This window comes from Luteimonas sp. A501 (assembly GCF_054052085.1).
The window spans coordinates 617,935-637,221 of record NZ_JBSVRI010000001.1; the positions used below are offsets into that span (position 1 = coordinate 617,935).

The 19,287-nt window shown below is 71.0% G+C and carries 13 protein-coding genes; 5 read left to right on the forward strand and 8 right to left on the reverse strand.

Annotated features, from left to right (window positions below):
• Window positions 1-4: 4 nt before the first annotated feature.
• Genes ACW7G5_RS02840 through ACW7G5_RS02855 form a run of 4 tightly spaced genes read right to left on the reverse strand, consistent with a single transcriptional unit; the run spans window position 5 to window position 6,717 of the window.
• Window positions 5-1,228 (reverse strand): Wadjet anti-phage system protein JetD domain-containing protein, encoded by a 1,224-nt coding sequence (locus ACW7G5_RS02840; RefSeq protein ID WP_457001632.1) that lies wholly within the window; start codon window positions 1,226-1,228, stop codon window positions 5-7.
• Complete coding sequence (locus ACW7G5_RS02845) at window positions 1,225-4,656, reverse strand: SbcC/MukB-like Walker B domain-containing protein (RefSeq protein WP_457001634.1); 3,432 nt, start codon at window positions 4,654-4,656, stop codon at window positions 1,225-1,227. The genes ACW7G5_RS02840 and ACW7G5_RS02845 overlap by 4 nt, the downstream gene beginning before the upstream one ends.
• The gene (locus tag ACW7G5_RS02850) at window positions 4,643-5,272 is read right to left on the reverse strand and encodes a DUF4194 domain-containing protein (protein WP_457001635.1); all 630 of its coding nucleotides are present in this window, start codon (window positions 5,270-5,272) and stop codon (window positions 4,643-4,645) included. Before ACW7G5_RS02850 ends, ACW7G5_RS02845 begins: the two co-directional genes overlap by 14 nt.
• The gene (locus tag ACW7G5_RS02855; protein WP_457001637.1) at window positions 5,269-6,717 is read right to left on the reverse strand and encodes a Wadjet anti-phage system protein JetA family protein; all 1,449 of its coding nucleotides are present in this window, start codon (window positions 6,715-6,717) and stop codon (window positions 5,269-5,271) included. The genes ACW7G5_RS02850 and ACW7G5_RS02855 overlap by 4 nt, the downstream gene beginning before the upstream one ends.
• A 193-nt stretch (window positions 6,718-6,910) precedes the next feature.
• Here ACW7G5_RS02855 and lexA point away from each other — a divergent pair, with 193 nt between their 5' ends.
• The 5 genes from lexA (at window position 6,911) to ACW7G5_RS02880 (ending at window position 14,549) form a co-directional block, all read left to right on the forward strand.
• Entirely contained in the window at window positions 6,911-7,588 is a 678-nt protein-coding gene (gene lexA / locus ACW7G5_RS02860; protein WP_457001639.1) for a transcriptional repressor LexA, read from the forward strand.
• Window positions 7,585-8,283, forward strand: coding sequence for a translesion DNA synthesis-associated protein ImuA (imuA, locus tag ACW7G5_RS02865; protein ID WP_457001641.1), 699 nt, complete (start codon window positions 7,585-7,587; stop codon window positions 8,281-8,283). Before lexA ends, imuA begins: the two co-directional genes overlap by 4 nt.
• A gap of 10 nt (window positions 8,284-8,293) precedes the next feature.
• Entirely contained in the window at window positions 8,294-9,775 is a 1,482-nt protein-coding gene (locus ACW7G5_RS02870) for a Y-family DNA polymerase (RefSeq protein WP_457001643.1), read from the forward strand.
• Window positions 9,772-13,254, forward strand: coding sequence for an error-prone DNA polymerase (locus ACW7G5_RS02875; protein ID WP_457001645.1), 3,483 nt, complete (start codon window positions 9,772-9,774; stop codon window positions 13,252-13,254). The genes ACW7G5_RS02870 and ACW7G5_RS02875 overlap by 4 nt, the downstream gene beginning before the upstream one ends.
• 146 nt (window positions 13,255-13,400) lie before the next feature.
• Window positions 13,401-14,549 carry a hypothetical protein gene (locus ACW7G5_RS02880; protein WP_457001647.1) on the forward strand — a complete coding sequence of 383 codons (1,149 nt, stop codon included), beginning with the start codon at window positions 13,401-13,403 and terminating at the stop codon, window positions 14,547-14,549.
• Window positions 14,550-14,835: 286 nt separating this feature from the next.
• On the opposite strand, the gene ACW7G5_RS02885 is transcribed toward ACW7G5_RS02880, so the two are convergent.
• Genes ACW7G5_RS02885 through ACW7G5_RS02900 form a run of 4 tightly spaced genes read right to left on the reverse strand, consistent with a single transcriptional unit; the run spans window position 14,836 to window position 19,241 of the window.
• On the reverse strand, window positions 14,836-16,671 hold the full coding sequence (locus ACW7G5_RS02885; protein ID WP_457002840.1) for an ABC transporter ATP-binding protein: 1,836 nt from the start codon (window positions 16,669-16,671) through the stop codon (window positions 14,836-14,838).
• A gap of 19 nt (window positions 16,672-16,690) precedes the next feature.
• Complete coding sequence (locus ACW7G5_RS02890; protein ID WP_457001649.1) at window positions 16,691-18,463, reverse strand: DUF2207 domain-containing protein; 1,773 nt, start codon at window positions 18,461-18,463, stop codon at window positions 16,691-16,693.
• Window positions 18,460-19,017, reverse strand: coding sequence for a LemA family protein (locus tag ACW7G5_RS02895; RefSeq protein ID WP_457001651.1), 558 nt, complete (start codon window positions 19,015-19,017; stop codon window positions 18,460-18,462). Before ACW7G5_RS02895 ends, ACW7G5_RS02890 begins: the two co-directional genes overlap by 4 nt.
• Window positions 19,014-19,241 (reverse strand): RNA-binding S4 domain-containing protein, encoded by a 228-nt coding sequence (locus tag ACW7G5_RS02900; protein WP_457001652.1) that lies wholly within the window; start codon window positions 19,239-19,241, stop codon window positions 19,014-19,016. The genes ACW7G5_RS02895 and ACW7G5_RS02900 overlap by 4 nt, the downstream gene beginning before the upstream one ends.
• Between the last annotated feature and the right edge of the window lie 46 nt (window positions 19,242-19,287).

The window sequence follows — 19,287 nt, forward strand, 5'->3', positions numbered from 1 at the left end:
GTGTTCAAGTCGATGTCGTATCTGGCTCATCAGCCAGCGGCAGCACAATTTTCAGCCGCTCCTGCTCCAGCTGTATCGGCTGGCGCGCCAAGTCCGCGGCCACGTTGTGCCAGCCGGCGCGCCGCGCCCAGCGCTGCATCGCGGCCAAGGTGGAGGCGGTCGGCTGGCCGGGCGCGGGATCGTCGAGTGACTGCAGCAGCGACACCATCGACATCCGCCACGGCTGCAGCGCACGCCCGGCGCTGGAGGCGACCTCGGCCAGCACGGCAGCGATACGAAAGCCGCCCTCGTCGATGTCGCCCCAGTGGTACAGGGCTGTGGTGGCCGGCAGGCCGTCGATGATCCGCCGGTAGGCGCGGCGCCAGGCAGGCGAGGGCATGCCGCCGGTATAGAGCAACAGGCCGTGCGCGGCGGCGGGATCGGATGCCGCGTCGTGGAAGCTGGCGAGGTTCTCGATCGTCAACAGGTAGCCGGCGCTGGTGGCCGCGCTGCGCAGGGCGTCCACGGGCACGCCCAGGTAGGGGCGCACCAGCGGCAGCACGATGCCGTCCAGGTCCACGTGGCCAGGGCCGGCCAGCAGCAGCGGCTGCGGTTCGCGGCGCAGGCCGATGGCCGACCAGACCTCTTCGCGCGCGAGCCCGGTCGCGGCGGGCTCGCCGGTGACCAGGAGCTCCAGCCAGGGCGTCAGCTTTTCCAGCCGCTTGCTGTCGTCGAACAGGCGCACGCTTTCGCGCCGCAGGATGCGTTCGCCGCCGGGGGCGTCCTGCAGGGCGGCAACGGCGCGTGCGGCATCGGCCAGGGCGGCGGCGGCCTCGGGGCCGTGGCCACGCAGCGTGCGGTCGCCGCGCCAGGCCTGCAGCACTGTGTCGAGGATCGGGAAGCGCGCCTGCCACGGCTGCAGCAGTAATGCCGCGGTCGCGGCACGGGCATCCAGCAGCTGCACGCCCAGGTGCGCAGCGAGCGCTTCCAGGTCGGCCACCGTGATCCGCAGCAGGCGTTCGCCGTCGCCGCGATGCCGATCGCGTTCCACGTTCACGGCCCCGATGCGCTCGGCCATGGCGATGCCGGCATGGAAGGCCTCGCGTTCGGCCAGTGTGCCCAGCGCCAGGTAGTCCTTCGCGCTGGCGGCGGTCGTCATCGGCAGGGACGCCGCTGATGCGTCGCCGCGCAGCCGCGCGCGCTCGCCCTTGCGCAGCAGCCGTTCCAGCGTGCCGCGCGCCGGGCTCACGCCGGCGGTGCCTGCTGCGCTTCGATCCGGGCCGTTTCCTCGGCCAGCAGCTCCGGGTGCAGGTCGAACTGATCGCCCAGCAGCAGTTCGCGCGCGGCTTCCTTCACCTCGATGCGTTCGGCCTGCAGCAGGTCCTCGTCGCGGAACAGTTCGATGTAGCTGTCGAGCACGCCGCTGAGCGTGCCTTGCGCGGTGTCGGGCGCGGCCAGCACCAGCTGCAGGCCGAGCGAGCGCAGGTAGTTGGTGGTGGCGCGCGCGTTCTGGGCGTCGATCTTGTCGCCGAATTCGTCAAGCAGGATCAGGCCGAGTCCGCCGGGACTTGCGTCGGACTTGCCGTAGGCGGCCGCCAGCGCGGCACCGGCGATCACGTACAGCGGGGCGCGGTGCTCGCCGCCGGAGCCCGAGCGCATGCGTTCGCCGAGCGTGCCGATCACGCGCTCGTCCTGGCGGATCTGCACGCCGAAGTGAAAGAAGCGGCGGTAGTCGTCCAGCGGCGAGTCGATCGCGCGTGCCGAGGCACTTTCGTCCATCAGCTCGCCGAACGCGGCCGGGACCTCGCCGGCGCTGCCGAACAGGTTGTCCTCGCCGCCGAGGTCGGCCACGCGCCTGATGAAGCCGTGCAGGTCGCGGTACTCCGGCAGCACCTCGTAATGGAAGCGGTAGCGCTCGTTGTTGGAGAACGCGGGGCTGCTGCGCAGGGTGCGGTTGAGGGCCTCGATCTGCGTCTTCAGGCGCACGAAGTTGTCGTGCAGGGTGTTGGCGACGTTGCTGCGAAAGGTCTCGACCGCGGTTTCGTAGGCCTGCCGGGCCTGCGCCTGGTAGTTCACCAACTCGCTTTCGCGCAGGCGGAACAGCTCCTGCTGCAGGAAATCGCGCGCCTTGCGCCACTGCCCGGAGTCGAACGGCAGCTCCACTCCGTGGCTGCCGGCGTACTTTTGGAGTTCGCTCCAGGCTTCGGGCAGCAGCTTCTGCAGCTGGTCGGCGTTGTCGCGGGCACGCTTGCCGCAGGCGGCGCCGCGCTCTTCCAGCGAGGGCAGCTTCTGGTCGAGCTCTTCGCGGTGGCGTTCGACCAGGTTGGCGTCGACGTCGGCGTCCTTGAAGGCGTCGACCGCGTTGCGTGCGGCGTTTTGCTCCTGCGCCTGCAGGCCTTCGAGCAGGCGTTCCTTCTGCGCAAGCCCGCTGCGCGCCAGCGCCTCGGCGCTGATCAGGGCTTCGACGCGGGCTTCGCCTGCGTCCAGCTCCCGCTTCAGCGCCGCCACGCGTTCGCTCATGCGCAGCAGGTCGGGGTCGAGCGCGGCCTCGCGGCTTTCCTGGCTGCTGCGGTAGCGGCCTTCGACCTGGCGATGTTCCAGCGCGTGGTCGTGCAGGGCCTGGGCCAGCGCGTCCGGATCGGCCAGCCGCGCGAGGCCGCGTGCGCAGGTCTCTGCGCCCTTGAGTTCGGGCTCGATGCGGCGCAGCGCGTCCTCGGCGGCCTGGACATCCTCGCGCAGCGCCCGCGCGCGCTCGCGGCTGCTGGAGGCGCCGATCTTCAGGTCGATCGCTGCCGGCAGGCGCAGGCGTTCGATGCTGCCGCCGCGGGCAAGCAGGCCGTCGCGGGCCAGGCCCTGGCGGCTGCGGAGCAGTTCGGCCTCGGTGTCCACGCAGCGCAGTTCGCCGAGCTGGCGGCGCAGGAAGGCGAGCGCCTCGGGGCTGTCGCCTTCCAGCAATGCGGCGACGCTGCCGGCCGCGGGTTCGGCGCTGCGTGATGCGCGTGCGTGGCTGGACAGCGCCAGCTTGACGCCGTACACGGCGCGGCCGTCGCGCAGCGAGCGGTAGAGTTTCGTCGCGCGTTCCTCGTCGGCTTCGGCGACCAGCAGCGCTTCGACGTTGCTGCGCAGGTAGGCCTCGATCGCCGGCTGCCAGGCCGGATCGGCCACCCGCACCAGGTCGCAGACCGGTCGGGCGGTGATGCCTTCGTCCTGCAGGTAGTTCATCAGCCGCACGGCGTCGGCGCCCAGCTCGGCCTGTCCGGCGGCCAGGCGTTTCAGGTTGCGCCGCGACGCCTCCAGCCGGTCGCGCGCGGCTTCGTGCGCGGCATGGCGCTCGCGCGCATGGCCGTTGACCGCGGCGACCAGCGGTGCGGCTGCGGCCGCCGCGGCCTGCGCCTGGGCGTGCAGCTGTTCGGGCGACCACGGCAGGGCGGCATCGCCCTCGAGCGCCGCCAGCGCCTCGTACAGGGGTGTCCAGGCGGCCTGCGCGCGGGCCAGCACGGTGCCGTCGACGGTGGGCAGCCCGAGCCGGTCGACCGCAGCCAGCTGCTCGCGCACGGCCACGATGTCGCGCAGCAGGCCATCACGCAGCTGCAGCAGGCGGTCGCGGTCGCGGTTGGCCAGCTCGTCCAGCTGCGCCTGCCCGCCGTAGCCCTGGCTGCCCTGCAGTAGCGCCTGCGCGCGGCCGTGGTCCTCGCGCAGGCTTTCGCGCTGCACGCGCGCGTCCTGCAGCGCGCGCTGCGTGGCCGCGAGCGCGACGGTGGCGGCGTCGAAGTCCTCCTGCGCCTGTTCGGCCTGTTCGCCCAGCAGGTCGCGCTCGTACTCGGCGGCCAGCGCGCGGTAGGAGGCCGCGCGCACCGCCTGCGCGGCGATCCTCCCGTATTGCCCCTCGACCCCGGCCGCCGATTCGATGCGGTGCTGCAGCTGTTCGATCCGCTCCTTGATCTGGCGGAAGCTGTCGAGCAGGGCGCGGAAGCGGGCGACGTCGGTTGGCCGCTCCTCGGCCACCAGCGTGCGAACGAACAGGTCCACGTCCTCCACCCGCTGCAGGTTCAGCGCGTTCTGGAACGCCTTGCGGAAGGCGTTGAGGTCGGCGTGCGCGCCCGGCGCGGCGCGCAGGCGGTACAGCAGGTCCTTGACGAAGCGCTCGCCGCTGGCGTGGAACTCGGGGCTGGTGCCGGCCTCGCGGCAGCGCCGCCCGGCAAGCTCGCGGAAGCGGCTCCACTCCAGCGGCAGCTCGCGGCCGTTGATCCGTTCGACGTGGTCTTCCAGCTCAAGCGCCACGCCCGGCAGCAGGTACAGGCCGTGCTGGCGATGGTCGGGCTCGTCGATCGAGGCGCCCAGCGCGATGCCGGCGGTCAGCGGCAGGCCGCTGTCCTGGTCACGGAAGACCAGGCTGATGTAGGTGGTCGCGGTGCGGCGCTTGCGGCCGTCGTCGCCGCTGCGGTACACGCCCAGGCAGTAGTCGCGGATGTTGCGCGCACGCGCCTTGCCGCCGGCCTGGGCATTGAAGTGGATGTAGCGGCGGTCGCCGCCGAGCAACACGATCTGCAGCGCGTCGAGGAGCGCGCTCTTGCCGGCGCCGTTGGGCGCGATGATCGCGCTGGTGCGGTCGAACTCCAGCGTCTGCGATTCGAACAGGAAGAACTGCAGCAGGTGCATCCGTTCAAGCAGTTGCATCGTCGTCCTCCATGGCTTCGCCGGTGTCGTCGTCGCCAAGGGTGTGCTGGTCCAGGCGCTGCAGCCACTGCTCGCCGACGATGTCGACGATGGCCGGGCGCACCAGCAGGTGGAAGGGCTGCAGCTCGTCGGCCTCGCCCTCGACCAGGCGGCAGACGCCCCAGCGCTTCAGCGTGGCGGCCAGCATGCGCAGGGTGCCGGTCTCCGGCATGGGCCGGTCTGCCAGCGCGGGGTAGGCCTCCTGCAGATCGGGCAGTTCCACCACGACCTCGCCATGTTCCTCGACCAGGCCCTGGCGGATGGACTCGTCGTAGCGCTGGCGCAGGACCAGCAGCAGCAGGGTTTCGTCCAGCCGCACCGGCGTGCCGTCGCCGTGCCGGGGCAGGGCGACGATGTAACGGTGGTTGCCGTTGCGCTCCAGGCGGATGCCCAGTGGCGACAGTGCCGCGGCGAAGTCGGCGAGGAACTCCTCCACCAGGTGGTAGGCCACGCGCGTGCGGTGGTCGGCGGCGTACAGCACCTGCTCGGTCACCAGGCGGTAGGCCGCGCGCTCGAAGTCCTGCTCGGTGTACGTGCCGTTGGTGAGTTGGCTCAGCGTGCTCCAGCTGCGTTTCATGCGGTGGTCCGTTGCGGTGGCGCGAGGCGGTGGATGACGAAGCGCGGTGCGCGCAGGTGTGCGTTGTCGCCGGGTTCACCGGCGTCGAGCAGCTCGACGCGGAAGCCGTGCAGCAGGCGACCCAGCGGGTCGTCGCGGCGCAGGCCGCCGATGCGCCGGCTGCGCTGGGCCAGCGTCAGCAGGGTCTGGTAGGCGCGAAGATCCTGGATCGAGGCGATGTCCAGCTGCGATGACTCCACGCTGCCCGTGGCCGGCAGGTGGCGGCCGACGTAGCGTGCCATGTCCTCGGCGGTCACCAGGCGCGCGCGCTTCATCCGCCGCAGCAGGGCCAGCCGCGCGAGCTGTTGGGGCGTGGGGCGCTGCATGCTGTTGGCGCTGCGCGGGATCGGCCGTGGCTTGCGGCGCGGCTGGCGCAGCTGGTGTTCGTCCATCAGCGCGCCCGGTGCCACCGGCATCCGCAGCGCGTCCTCCGGTGCCCGCTGCACGCCGCGGCAGGCGCGGCGCAGCAGGACGTCGAGGCGGTCGGGCGCGCGCAGGCGATAGTCGAGGAAGGCCAGCGCGCGGCGGTTGGCCTGGCGCATGTCCTCGTCGAGTCGCGCCAGGTACTCGTCGATGCGGTCCAGCTCCTGCAGGCGGCGCACTCCGCGCTGCAGTCGCGCCTCGGCGCGCTGCGCGTCGCCGTCGGAGACATGTTCGCCGTACCAGGCCAGCAGGCGGCCGCGCAGCGGTTCGGCCTCGAGCTGTCGTGCCATCGCCAGGATCGCGCTGCGCCGCGCCAGCGGATGGTCGGCCTTGTGCAGGTCGGCGTAGTCGCCGATGAAGAAGCGGTCGACGTAGCGCTCGAACCACTGGCGGGCGAACTGGGCGGTGGTTTCCGAGCGGCTCAGCTCCGGCATCAGGTCGCGGACCTGCAGGCTCATCGAGGCCAGCGAGGCCAGCAGCCGGCGGGCCTGGTCGGCGGCTTCGTCCAGCGTGTCGCCGCCGGCGCGGCCTTCGAGCACCTGCTGCAGCTGCAGTTCGATCGAGCGGATGCGGGCCGAGACGAAGGTGGGGCCGCGCTCGGTGAACTCGATCAGCAACGACAGCAGCTGCGAGACCGTGGGCGTCATCGACGCCATCTCGCGCGCACCGAGCTTTTCCTGCCGCAGCCAGCCGGCCTGGCGGAAACGTTCGTAAATGGCGTTGGCGCGGATGGTGAGCGGCGTGTCCGGAGCCTGCCCGTCCTCGTCCTCCCAGGGATCATCTCCGAGCAGGTAGCGTTCGATCGCCGAAGTGATCTCGCGCCGAGGGTAGCCGTGGCTGGGCGGTGGTGGCGCGTCCGGACCGAAGAATTCGTCGAACAGGCGGCACAGTAGCAGCCAATAGTGCTCCCGGTTGGCGGAGGCCAGCGGTCCGAACACGCCTGGTGGGACCATCGAGAACAGGGCGGGCGGCGATGTCGTCAAGCAAGCTTCCTTGCCGGGTCGGCTCCCCGGGACTGCTTTGGTTCCCGCCAGTATCGTCGCGCGTGTCCCGGCACGCGAGACTCAGTCCAACCCTTTGATCTGCAACATCTCTCAGTCCTTGAGACCGCTTGGCGCTGGAATCCTCCGACAGCCGGGCTTGCTTATGTCCGCCAAGGTAAATAGATTTTTACCCATGACCGACGACCTCACTCCCCGACAGCGCGACGTGCTCGGCTTCATCCAGGCCCATTCCGGGGCCGAGGGCGCGCCGCCCACGCTGCAGCAGATCGCCGACGCCTTCGGCTTCCGCCAGGCCTGCGCGGCGCACAAGCACGTGCGCCGGCTGCAGCAGGCCGGCTACCTGGAGGTGCGGCCCAACGAGGCCCGCGGGATCCGGGTGGTCGGGGGCATGGTGCAGGACACCGCCGCGGCGGGTCGGGCAGGGCGCACGCGCCACGTCCCGGGCACGCGGCTGAAGGTCCGCGATGACAGCCTTGAGCTGCCGGTGCTGGGCCGGGTGGCGGCGGGTGCGCCGATCGGGGCCGATGCCGGGGTGGAGCGCCACGTGCTGCTCGACCGCGCGCTGTTCTCCAGCAAGCCCGATTACCTCCTGCGGGTGAAGGGCGATTCGATGCGCGACGACGGCATCTTCGACGGCGACCTGGTGGCGGTGCAGCGCGCCAGCGATGCGCGCAGCGGGCAGGTGGTGGTGGCGCGCATCGACGGTGAGATCACCATCAAGCGCCTGGAGCGCACGCGCACCCGGCTGCGCCTGTTGCCGCGCAATCCGGCTTACGCGCCGATCGAGGTGCCGCCGGGCGCGGACTTCGCCATCGAGGGGCTGTACTGCGGGCTGGTGCGCACGGAATGAGCGCGCTGTCTTCCATCGTGCCGCCGTCCATCGGGGCGCTGCCCGACATCGACGCCATGCTTTCGGCGCGTACGGTGTGGCGTGCGGGTCGTGCGCCGGCGGCGGCGGCCGACGGTGAACCCACCGGTCATGCGTCGCTCGATGCGCTGCTGCCGCAGGGTGGCTGGCCGCGCGCTGCGCTGACCGAACTGCTGTTGCCCGCTGATGGTGTCGGCGAGCTGTCGCTGCTGCTGCCCACGCTGGCACGGCTGACGCAGGCCGGCGGCATCGTGGCGCTGGTGGCGCCGCCCTACCTGCCGTATGCGCCGGCGTGGCAGGCGGCGGGCGTGGACCTGCGTTTCCTCGAGATCGTCGAAGCCGATGCGCGCGGCGCGCTGTGGGCCTTCGAACAGTGCCTGCGCAGCGCGGCCTGCGCGGCGGTTCTGGGCTGGCCGCTGCAAGCCGATGCGCAGGCATTGCGCCGACTGCAGGTTGCGGCCGACAGCGGGAACTGCCTGGGCTTCGCGTTCCGCGATGCGAAGCACGCGGCGAATCCGTCACCGGCCGTGCTGCGCCTGGAGTACGCGGCGGCTGGCGAGGGCGGCTGGTACGTGCGCAAGTGCCGCGGCGCGAATCCGCCCGCCCGCCCCTTCGCTACCCGGCGTGCAGACAGACACTCCATCGCGGCTATAGCCGCTCCCACAGCGTTTTCCTGAGGCGCCGACCGTGCTCTGGGCCTGCATCGCGCTGCCGCGGCTGGCGCTGGACGCCGTCCTTCGCCGGATGCCGGATCCGTCGCGGCCGCTGGCGCTGGTCTCCGGCCCGGCGCAGCTGCGCCATCTGCACGCGGTCAACGCCGCCGCCGCCGCCGCCGGGCTGAAGCCGGGCATGCGACTGTCGGCCGCGCACGCGCTGCTGTCCGACGTGGCGATGGTCGAATACGACCCGGCGTCGGAAGCGCGCTGGCAGCGGTTCCTCGCCGCCTGGGCGTATCGGCACAGCTCGCAGGTCAGCGCGCAGTGGCCGGGGGCGATCGTGTTCGAGGCGCGGGCAAGCTTCCGCCTGTTCGGGCCGTGGCCACGCTTTGAAGCGCGACTGCGCGAGGAACTCGACGGCCTCGGCTTCAGCCATCGCATCGCCCTGGCGCCGACGCCGCGCGCGGCGCTCGTGTTCGCAGGGCTGCGCGACGGCTTCGCGGTCACCACGGAATACGCGATGCGCGATGCGCTGGCGCGGGTCCCGGTGCGCCGCGCGGCGCTGCCCGACAATGCCGGCGAGCGACTGCAGCGCATGGGCGTGCGTACGCTCGGCGCGCTGCGCACGCTGCCGCGCGACAGCCTGCGGCGGCGCTTTGGCGTGGAGCTGCTGCAGCACCTCGACCGCCTGCACGGCGAGGCCGACGATCCGCTCGAGCTGTACGCGCCGCCGGACCGTTTCGACAGCCGCGTCGAGCTCGGTTTCGAAGTCGAAAGCCACCAGGCGCTGCTGTTCCCCTTGCGCCGGCTGATCGCCGACCTGGCCACGTACCTGTCCGCCCGCGACGGCGGCGTGCAGCGCTTCAGCCTGCGCCTGGAACACGAAGCGCGCCACGCGCTGCCCTCGCACGAGGCCGACCAGGTCCAGCAGGACGCGGTGCGCTTCACCGAGGTGCCGGTGGGCCTGCTCGCGGCCGAGCGCGATGCGGCGCTGCTGTTCGAGCTCACCCGCAACCGCCTGGAGCAGGTGGCCCTGCCGGCGCCGGTGGTGGCGGTGCGCCTGCTGGCGCGCGAGCTGCCGCCCTTCGTGCCGGCCGAGCGCGACCTGTTCGATACCCGCCCGGCGCAGGCGGTGCCCTGGCCACGGCTGCGCGAGCGCCTGCGCGCGCGGCTGGGTGACGAGGCCGTGCATCGCGTCGCGCCTTCCGGCGACCCGCGTCCCGAGCGCGCCTGGCGACGCGCCGGTTCGGGCGAGGATGGCGATGCGGCCTGCACCACGCCTGCACCGCTGCGCCCGCCGCGTCCCGCCTGGCTGCTGCCACGCCCGGTGCCGCTGCGCGACCCGCGGCTGCGCATCGTCTCCGGTCCCGAACGCCTGGAAAGCGGCTGGTGGGACGGCGACGACGCGCGCCGCGACTACTACGTGCTGGAAACCTCGCGCGGCCAGCGCGCCTGGGCCTTCGCCCCGCCGGGCGTGCAGGGCGACTGGATGCTGCACGGCTGGTTTGCATGAGCCGGGACGACGACCATCGCGACCTGCCGCCCGGCGTCGCCCCGGACACGCCCGGCGGAGGGCCGCCGCGCATCGTGCGCATGCAGCGGCAGATGCAGCTGCGGATGGAATTCGAAGCGGCTGCCGATGCCGCCAACGAAGCTCACCACGGCTCCGCCCCTCCCGGTTCCACCAAATCTGCTTCCGTGACGGTCGTTCCTTCACGACAATCCCTGCCGGCGTACGCGGAGCTGCACTGCCTGTCCGATTTCAGCTTCCTGCGCGGCGCAGCCAGCGCCGAAGAGCTGTTCACCCGCGCCGCGCAGTGCGGCTACGAGGCGCTGGCGATCACCGACGAGTGTTCGCTGTCGGGCATCGTGCGCGCGCACGAGGCGGCGAAGATCAGCGGAGTGAAGCTGGTGGTGGGCGCGGAGTTCCGTCTCGACGACGGCCTGCGCCTGGTGCTGCTGGTCGAGAATGCCGTCGGCTACGCGCAGCTGTGCCGGCTGATCACCGTGGCGCGACGCGCAGTGCCAAAGGGCGGCTATCGTTTGTCGCGCACCGACATCGAAGCCGGGCTTTCCCAACCAGAAGCCACCTGTGGGAGCAGCTATAGCTGCGACCAATCCTCAGCCGGCCTCTTTGCGCTGTGGCTGCCTGCTCGCGAACCCGATGCAGGCGAAGGCGCCTGGCTGCGCCGCGTTTTCGGCGACCGCGCACACCTCGCCGTCGAGCTGCACCGTGAACAAGACGATTCCGCGCGTCTCGCGCATCTTCTGTCGCTGGCCGAGGCACTCGAGCTCACGCCCTTGGCTGCCGGCGACGTGCACATGGCCACGCGCCGCCAGCGCGTGCTGCAGGACACCATGGTCGCCATCCGCCACGGCCTGCCGCTGGCCGAGGCCGGCGCGCATCTGTTCCGCAACGGCGAGCGCCACCTGCGCCACCGCTACACCCTGGGCAACATCCATCCGCGCGTGCTGCTTGCGAACGCCGCCGCGCTTGCGCGTCGCTGCCGTTTCTCCATGGCCGAGGTGAAGTACAGCTATCCCGCCGAACTCGTGCCCGAAGGCGCGACACCCGCCAGCCACCTGCGCACGCTGACTGAAGCCGGCATGCGCGCACGCTGGCCAGAGGGCGTGCCGCCGAAGATCGCCGCGCAGATCGAGGACGAACTCGCGCTGATCGCCGACCTGGCGTACGAAGCCTTCTTCCTCACCGTCGAGGACATCGTCCGCTTCGCGCGCAGCCAGGGGATCCTCTGCCAGGGCCGCGGCTCGGCCGCCAACTCGGCGGTGTGCTACGCGCTCGGCATCACCGCGGTCGACCCGGCGGAGAGCCGCCTGCTGATGGCGCGCTTCCTGTCGAAGGAGCGCAACGAGCCGCCCGACATCGACGTCGACTTCGAGCACGAGCGACGCGAAGAGGTGATGCAGTACGTCTACCGCAAGTACGGCCGCGAGCGCGCCGCGCTGGCCGCGACCGTGATCCGCTACCGGGGGAAAAGCGCGATGCGCGACGTGGCCAAGGCCTTCGGGCTGCCGCCCGACCAGGTCGCGCTGCTGGCCGGCTGCTTCGGCTGGGGCAACGGCGAGACGCCGATGGACAGGCGCCTGGCGGACGTGGGCTTCGACATCGACAACCCGCTCATCGCGCGCATCCTGGCGGTCACCGCGATGCTGCGCGGCAGGCCGCGGCACCTCTCGCAGCACGTGGGCGGCTTCGTGATCTCCGATGCGCCGCTGTGGCAGATGGTGCCGGTGGAAAACGCCGCGATGGCCGACCGCACCATCATCCAGTGGGAGAAGGACGACCTGGAGGCGCTGGGCCTGCTCAAGGTCGACTGCCTGGCACTGGGCATGCTGACCTGCATCCGTAAGGCCCTGGACCTGGTGCGTGCGCATCGCGGCCGCGACCTGGAACTCGCGACCATTCCGAAGGAAGACGGGCCGACCTACGACATGGTCCAGCTGGCCGATACCGTCGGCGTGTTCCAGATCGAGTCGCGCGCGCAGATGACGATGCTGCCGCGGCTGAAGCCGGAGAGGTTCTACGACCTGGTGGTGGAGGTCGCGATCGTGCGGCCCGGGCCGATCCAGGGCGGCATGGTGCATCCCTACCTGCGCCGGCGCATGGGCCAGGAGCCGGTGACCTATCCCTCGCCGGGCATCGAGGAGATCCTCGGTGCCACCCTGGGCGTGCCGCTGTTCCAGGAACAGGTGATGGAGCTGGTGATCCATGCCGGCTATTCGCCCGACGAAGCCGACGGCCTGCGTCGCTCGATGGCCGCCTGGCGCCACGGCGGCGACATGGAGCCGCACCGGCTGCGCATCCGCGAGTTGATGGAGAAGAAGAACTATTCGTCGGAGTTCATCGACCAGATCTTCGAGCAGATCAAGGGTTTCGGCTCCTACGGCTTCCCGCAGAGCCACGCCGCGTCCTTCGCCAAGCTGGTGTACGCCAGCTGCTGGCTGAAGCGCCACGAACCCGCGGCCTTCGCCTGCGCGCTGCTGAACTCGCAGCCGATGGGCTTCTATTCGTCGAGCCAGATCATGCAGGACGCGCGGCGTGGCAAGGCCGCGCGGCCGGGCGTCGAATTCCTGCCCGTGGACGTGACGCACAGTGACTGGGACAGCACCTTGGTCCAAGCCACCACCCCCCATTGTGGGAGCGGCTATAGCCGCGATGGAAATCCCGACCTTGCCCGGGATCGCAGCTATAGCTGCTCCCACAAGAGCCGCTCTTGCGAGGAATCAGCGGTGTGTGGGAAAGGGGTAGGGCCGGGAATCATCGAAAGTCCCGCCATCCGCCTTGGCCTGCGCGAGATCCGCGGACTGTCCGAAGCCGCCGCCCGCGCCATTCTCGCCGCCCGCGCACGGGCGCCCTTCCGCGGCATCCCCGATCTCTGCCGCCGCGCAAACCTCGACGACAAGGCCCGCACCGCCCTGGCCGAAGCCGGCGCGCTGCAATCCCTTGCCGGCCACCGCAACGACGCGCGCTGGCAGGTCGCCGGCATCGAGCGCCAGCGGCCGCTGCTGCCGGGGAGCCCCGTGGAGGAGGCCGTGGCCCTGCCGGTCCCCGGCGCCGGCGAGGACGTCCTTGCCGATTACCGCAACATCGGCCTGAGCCTGCGCGCGCACCCGCTGGCACTGCTGCGCGACCAGCTGCGCACGCGCCGCCTGCTGGCCTCGCACGAAGTGCAGGGGCGGCGCCACGGCAGCCACGTGGCGGTGGCCGGCATCGTCACCCAGCGACAGAAGCCGCAGACCGCCAGCGGCACCATCTTCGTCACCCTGGAGGACGAACACGGCATGGTGAACGTGATCGTCTGGCCACGCGTGGCCGAGCGCCGGCGCAAGGCGCTGCTGGGCTCGACCCTGCTGGCGGTGCGCGGGCGCTGGGAGCGTGTGGACGGCGTGGAGCACCTGATCGCCGGCGACCTCGAGGACCTGTCGCCGCTGCTCGGCGGCCTGCACGCCGAATCCCGCGATTTCCGCTGACCTTGTGGGAGCGGCTATCCCCACAGGAGCCAGCTACCTCCGCAGGAGTGGCCCCCACAGGAGCCGCAATGGCGGGTTCACGCGGCATTCCTTCCCCGTGAGCCGGCTGGCACTAGACTGGGGATAGACCCCGACCACGCCCGCCCATGCCCACCCTGTTCCGCGCGCTTGCCCTTTGTGCCCTGCTGGCCGGCTGCAACGCCCAACCCCCCGAACCGGCCCCCGAACCGGACTCCGCCGCGATCGCGGAGGCCAACGGCATGGGCGAATTCATCAGCGCCCCGGTGGACGCCCCGCCCAAGCCCTACGACGTCAGCAAGGGCACCGATTGGCCGGACGCAGCCCTGGCCGACGGCACCGCTTCGGTCAGCTGCGAACTCGACTACGCGACCGTGGGCGACGGCGAACCGCTCACCGACCTGTCCTTCCTCAACGTCGCCGACACCCTCCAGCCCTGCCAGGAAGTCGGCCTGCTGCGCCTGCGCTACGAAGGCAAGATCAACGCCGGCTTCACCGCTCTGGTCGAGCGGGTGGCGGCGATCGCCGACCGCATGGACATCGGCAAGCGCGTGCTCGACATCAACTCCAGCGGCGGGCAGGTGGAAGACGCGATCAAGGCCGGCGACGCCATCGGCGCCTCGGGCTGGACGATCTGGGTGCGCGAGGGCGCGAACTGCCACAGCGCCTGCGTGCTGATCCTCGGCGCCGGCGACGTGCGCATGATCTCGGGGCCGGTCGGCATCCACCGCATCATCCGCATGAGCTCCACCGCGACCTCGCGTGCGCAACTCAACGAAGAGCTGCAGGCCGTGTACGGGCGGGTCAAGGAATACCTGGCGCGCAACGGGGTGGCGGTGGCGGTGGCCGACATGATGATGGCGGTGCCCAACCGCAACCTTCGCCTGCTCACGGCCGAGGAACTGCTTGAACACGGACTGGACGGCACCAATCCGGCGCAGGACGACCTGGACCGGCTACAGCTGATGCGCAAGTGCGGCGAGGACTTCGTGCGCCGCCGCGACGGCTTCCAGCGCAACTTCGACCGCCAGTGCAAGATGCCCGATCGCGACCTCGAAGAGCTCAACGAGTGCGGCCTGGCCCTGCGCGATGAGTTCGGCTTCCCCGACGCAACCTGTCCGGACGACAGCCCGATGAGCGAGTTCGACGCTGTCCGCAGCGCCTTCTTCCAGCGTCGCGCGCCGGCGGAAAAATCGGGTGACGAACCGCAGGACAACGAGTCGGCATCGGCACGCATCGAAACCGCACCCGCCTCCGGCACCAGCGGCTCGCCGTAACGCTCCTGTAGGAGCAGCTATAGCTGCGACCCGGATCGCCAAGCGTCGCGGAGGCGTCGCGGAGGCGGAGGGTGGGCGGGTACTCCGCCGGCGTCGCGGTGGAGCTGCTCCTTATTGCCGGCGGAATACCCGCCCACCCTCCGCTGCCAGCGGCGCGGTGGGGTGGTGGGAAGAGCAGGGGCGTCGCGCTTTTGATTTGCTGCTTTTTACTGTGGCCCGCGGGAAGGCGCCCACGGAGTACCCACCGACCTGCCGTACCGCGCGCCGATCTCGCAGCCGCGCGGGGTCAGGCTTCGGAGTCGGTCAGGAAACCGCCGGACTGGCGGCGCCAGAGCTGGGCGTAGATGCCGCTGCGGGCCACCAGCTCGTCGTGCGTGCCCTGCTCGACGATCGCGCCCTGGTCCATGACCACCAGCCGGTCCATGGCCGCGATCGTCGACAACCGGTGCGCGATCGCGATCACCGTCTTGCCTTCCATCAGCCGGTACAAGTTGCCCTGGATCGCCGCTTCGACTTCCGAATCCAGCGCCGAGGTCGCCTCGTCCAGCACCAGGATCGGCGCGTCCTTCAGCAGCACCCGCGCGATGGCGACGCGCTGGCGCTGGCCGCCCGACAGCTTCACCCCGCGCTCGCCGACGTGGGCGTCATAGCCGCGGCGACCCTTGGAATCCGACAGCTCGAGGATGAAGTCGTGCGACTCCGCCTGGCGCGCCGCTTCAAGCATCTCGGCATCACTGGCGTCCGGACGGCCGTAGAGGATGTTCTCGCGCACCGAACGGTGCAGCAGCGACGTGTCCTGGGTGACCACGCCGATGCGCGCGCGCAGCGAATCCTGCTGCACGCTGGCGATGTCGATGCCGTCGACCAGGATCCGCCCGGCTTCGACGTCGTGGAAGCGCAACAGCAGGTTCACCAGCGTCGACTTGCCGGCGCCGGAGCGCCCGATCACGCCGATGCGTTCGCCCGGCCGCACGTGCAGGTCCAGGCGCTCGATCACCCCCGAACCCTTGCCGTAGTGGAAGCCCACGCCCTCGAAGTGGATGTCGCCCTTGATTGCCGGAAGCTCCGGCGCATCGGGCGCGTCGTCGACCGTCGGCGGCAGCGAGATCGAATTGATCCCGTCCTGCACGGTGCCGATGTTCTCGAACAGCGCGGACAGCTCCCACATGATCCACTGGCTCATGCCCACCAGCCGCAGCGCGAGCGCCAGGCCCACCGCCACCGCGCCGGCGCTGATCGCACCGCCCAGCCACAGCCACAGGCCGATCGCCGCGACCGCGAACACCAGCGCCATGTTGAGCGCGTAGTTGCCGGCGCCGACCCGCGTGCCCAAGCGCATCTGTCGGTACACGGTGCCGAGGAAGCCATCCATCGCCTCGCGCGCATAGGCCTGCTCGCGCCGCGAGTGCGAGAACAGCTTCACCGTCGCGATGTTGGTGTAGCTGTCGACGATGCGCCCGGTCATGTCCGAGCGCGCGTCGGCCTGCTCGCGCGAGACGCGCTCCATGCGCGGCACGAAATACAGCATCAGCAGCACGTAGCCGACCAGCCAGCCGGCGAAGGGCAGCATCAGCCTCCAGTCGGCGGCGGCCGCGGCCAGCATCGCGCCAAGCACGTACACCAGGATGTACACACCGACGTCAAGCAGCTTGACCACGGTCTCGCGCACCGCCAGCGAGGTCTGCATCAGCTTGGTGGCGATGCGCCCGGCGAACTCGTCCTGGAAATAGCCCATCGACTGCCGCAGCAGGTAGCGGTGCACGTTCCAGCGGATGCGCATCGGGAAGTTGCCGAGCAAGACCTGCAGCTGCACCAGGTTGTCGATCCACACCAGCAGCGGCAGGCCGATCGCGACCAGCGCCGCCATCCACGCCAGGCGCGTGCCTTCGACGGCAAGGAAGGTGGCGGGCGTGTGCTCGCCCAGGCGATCCACCAGCGCGCCGAGATAGACGTACATGCCCAGCTCGGCGACCGCGATCAGCGCGCCGAGCACGCCCATCAGCGCCAGCCAGCCGCCGGCGCTGCGGGTGTAGTGCAGGCAGAAGGCGACCAGCCCGCGCGGCGGCTGTTGCGGCGGCGCTTCGGGGAAGGGTTCCAGGCGGGATTCGAACCAGTCGAACAGCCCGCGCCGCCGCCGGCTGTCAGCGCCCACCACCGCCTCCACCACCGCCGCCGCCACCGGAAAAACCGCCGCCGCCCGCACCCGACGAACTTCCGGGCGGCGTGGACGACGATGCGATCTGCGAGCTGAGCGCGCCGCCGACCGCGCTGGTCAGGTTGCCGATGTTGCCGAGGCTGGCGCCGTGGTACCAGGTGATGGCCGCGGTCGCGGCAGCCGCGGCGGCGCTGCCGACGGCCACGGTGAACTTCTTCGTCCACGCGTCCTCGACGTCCAGCGCGACCGCGTACGGCAGCAGGCGTTCGAAGCGCCCGGCGTCGAGCGCGGGCTCGGGTGCATCGCCCCCGGCCGCCTCCGGCGCCTGCACGCGCGCGATGTCGTCCTGCTCGGCCACGCCGAGGTAGCGGCGGAAGCCTTCGATCTCGTCAAGCAGTTCGCGCCCGGCGGCCGTCGGCGCGCCGATCACCAGCGCGAACGCGATCGTCGTCGCCAGCATCAGGCCGAGCGGGAGGAAGACCCAGGGCAGGCCGCCGCCGTCGGTGAACACCATCGCGACCATGGCCAGCGCGCAGGTCGTGAACAGGATCGCCATCGCGATGCCGATGCTGCCTGCGTTATGGGTGAACATCGCCGGCTGGAAGCGATCGTCGAAGCCCTTGCGGTGCGCCTGCATTGCACGCTGGATGCGCGTGGCGTTCTTCTTGTCCAGGGTGAGCGTCGCGCCCGGCGTGGGAAGCAGGGCCTCCAGCAGCCCGCGCTGGTCCGGGTTGTCGATCCCGGGCGCGCCGTCGTCGCTGCGCTCGAGTTTCCACTTGTCGCCGAGCATGCCTTCGTCGCGATGGATTCCGACCGCGCCCTGCACCGCGCAGGCGAGCAGGTCGGCGGAGAAGCCGCGCGCATCGTGGTTGCGGCGCGTCATGTAGCGCAGCGCCGCCGGTGACTCGCCACGGGGCGGCTCGTACCGTGCGATCACCACGCCGGGCGCCGGATCGCGGCCGACCTTGCGCCAGCGCCGCACGCAGAACAGCAGCAGCCCCGCGAGCCCGGCCAGTGCGATAAGGATCGACAGGTTGTCGCGCAGCAACCAGAACGCGTGGCGCGTCGACGACGGCGGCGCGACGATGCCCTTGGGAAACGACAGCACCGTGGTCAGGCCTTCGCGCGGGGCCAGCGGCCGGGTCAGCGTCCAGCGCGCAACGCCGGGCGCCGCGATGACTGCCTCGAAATCCTGCCCGCGTGCGCCGCGGGCGCCGGAATAGCCTTCCACTGCGAGGTCGGCCATCGCCACGGGCTCGGGCAGCCGCACCTCGACCGTCCCGGTTTCGATCGGGAAATCCCATCCCTGGCCGATCGCATTCCAGTACAGCTCGTCGTGGTCTTCGAAGAAGCCGAGCTGGCGATCGGTGCGGTAGCGCAGGGTGTAGGTGTATTCGGCCGGCACCTGCAGCAGGTCGTCGTTGCCGGTGTTGACGCGCACGCCGTTGGCCACGCGCTCGGTGAACCAGGGCTCCTTGTGGCCGTCGCGCTCGACGCTTTCGACTTCGAAGGCGACCACGACGTTGTTGCCGCGGCGATCCTTGTAGCGGGTGGGGAAGTCGCGGGTGATGCCGCGGCGGATGCGGGACCCTTCCGCGCGCACGCGGATGTGTTCGGTCACGTCGAGGCTGCCGTCGGCCTGGACCTCGACCACGCTGTCATAGGCGAGGACGCGCTCCTTGGCCGCGGCCGCCGCGGGCGCGAGCAGCACGGACACCGCCAAGAGCCAGGCGCCGGCGAGGGTGGCCAGCCGGTTCACCGCGACAGCTCCACGACGGGCGCCGCACGGCTGTCGGCACCGGCCTGGAAGAACGCCGCTTCGCGGAAGCCGAAGCCGCGCGCCACCAGCACGTCGGGTACGCGCTGCACGGTGTCGTTGAGATCGCGCACGGCGCCGTTGTAATAGCGCCGCGCGTACTGCAGGTGTTCTTCCACCTCGACCAGGTCATCCTGCAGGCGGGCGAAGTTCTCGCTGGCCTTGAGGTCGGGGTAGGCCTCCTTCAGCAGCAGCAGTCGGCCCAGCGCCTGCTCGAGTTCGGCTTCCACGTGGCCGAGCTCGCCCGGATCCTGCAGGCCGAGCGCGCGCGTGCGCAGCGCGGTGACGGCCTCGAACACCGCGCCTTCGTGGGCGGCGTAGCCCTGCACGGCGGAGACCAGCTGCGGCACCAGGTCATGCCGGCGCTGCAGCTGCACGTCGATGTCCGCCCACGCGGTCGCCACCTGGTTGCGCAGGCGCACCAGGCGGTTGTAGGCGAACACGACCCAGGCCACGACCGCGGCCGCCAGCAGGGCGGCGGCGACCAGGGCGGTCACGGCGTCGTTCCCGCGACGACGTGGACCTCGGCGTCGCCCAGCGACACCACCTGTCCGGCGCGGATCTTGGCGGTCTTGCGCGACTCCTGCACGCCATCCACGCGCACCGCGCCCGACGCCACCAGGGCCTTTCCTGCGCCGCCGCTGTCGCAGAGACCGGCAAGCTTGAGCAACTGGTTGAGCTCGACGTATTCGCCCTCGAGTTCGAAATCGATGTGCTGCATGCGGATACCCCGGCGAATGGAAGCAGGAGCGTAACGCAGTGCGTGG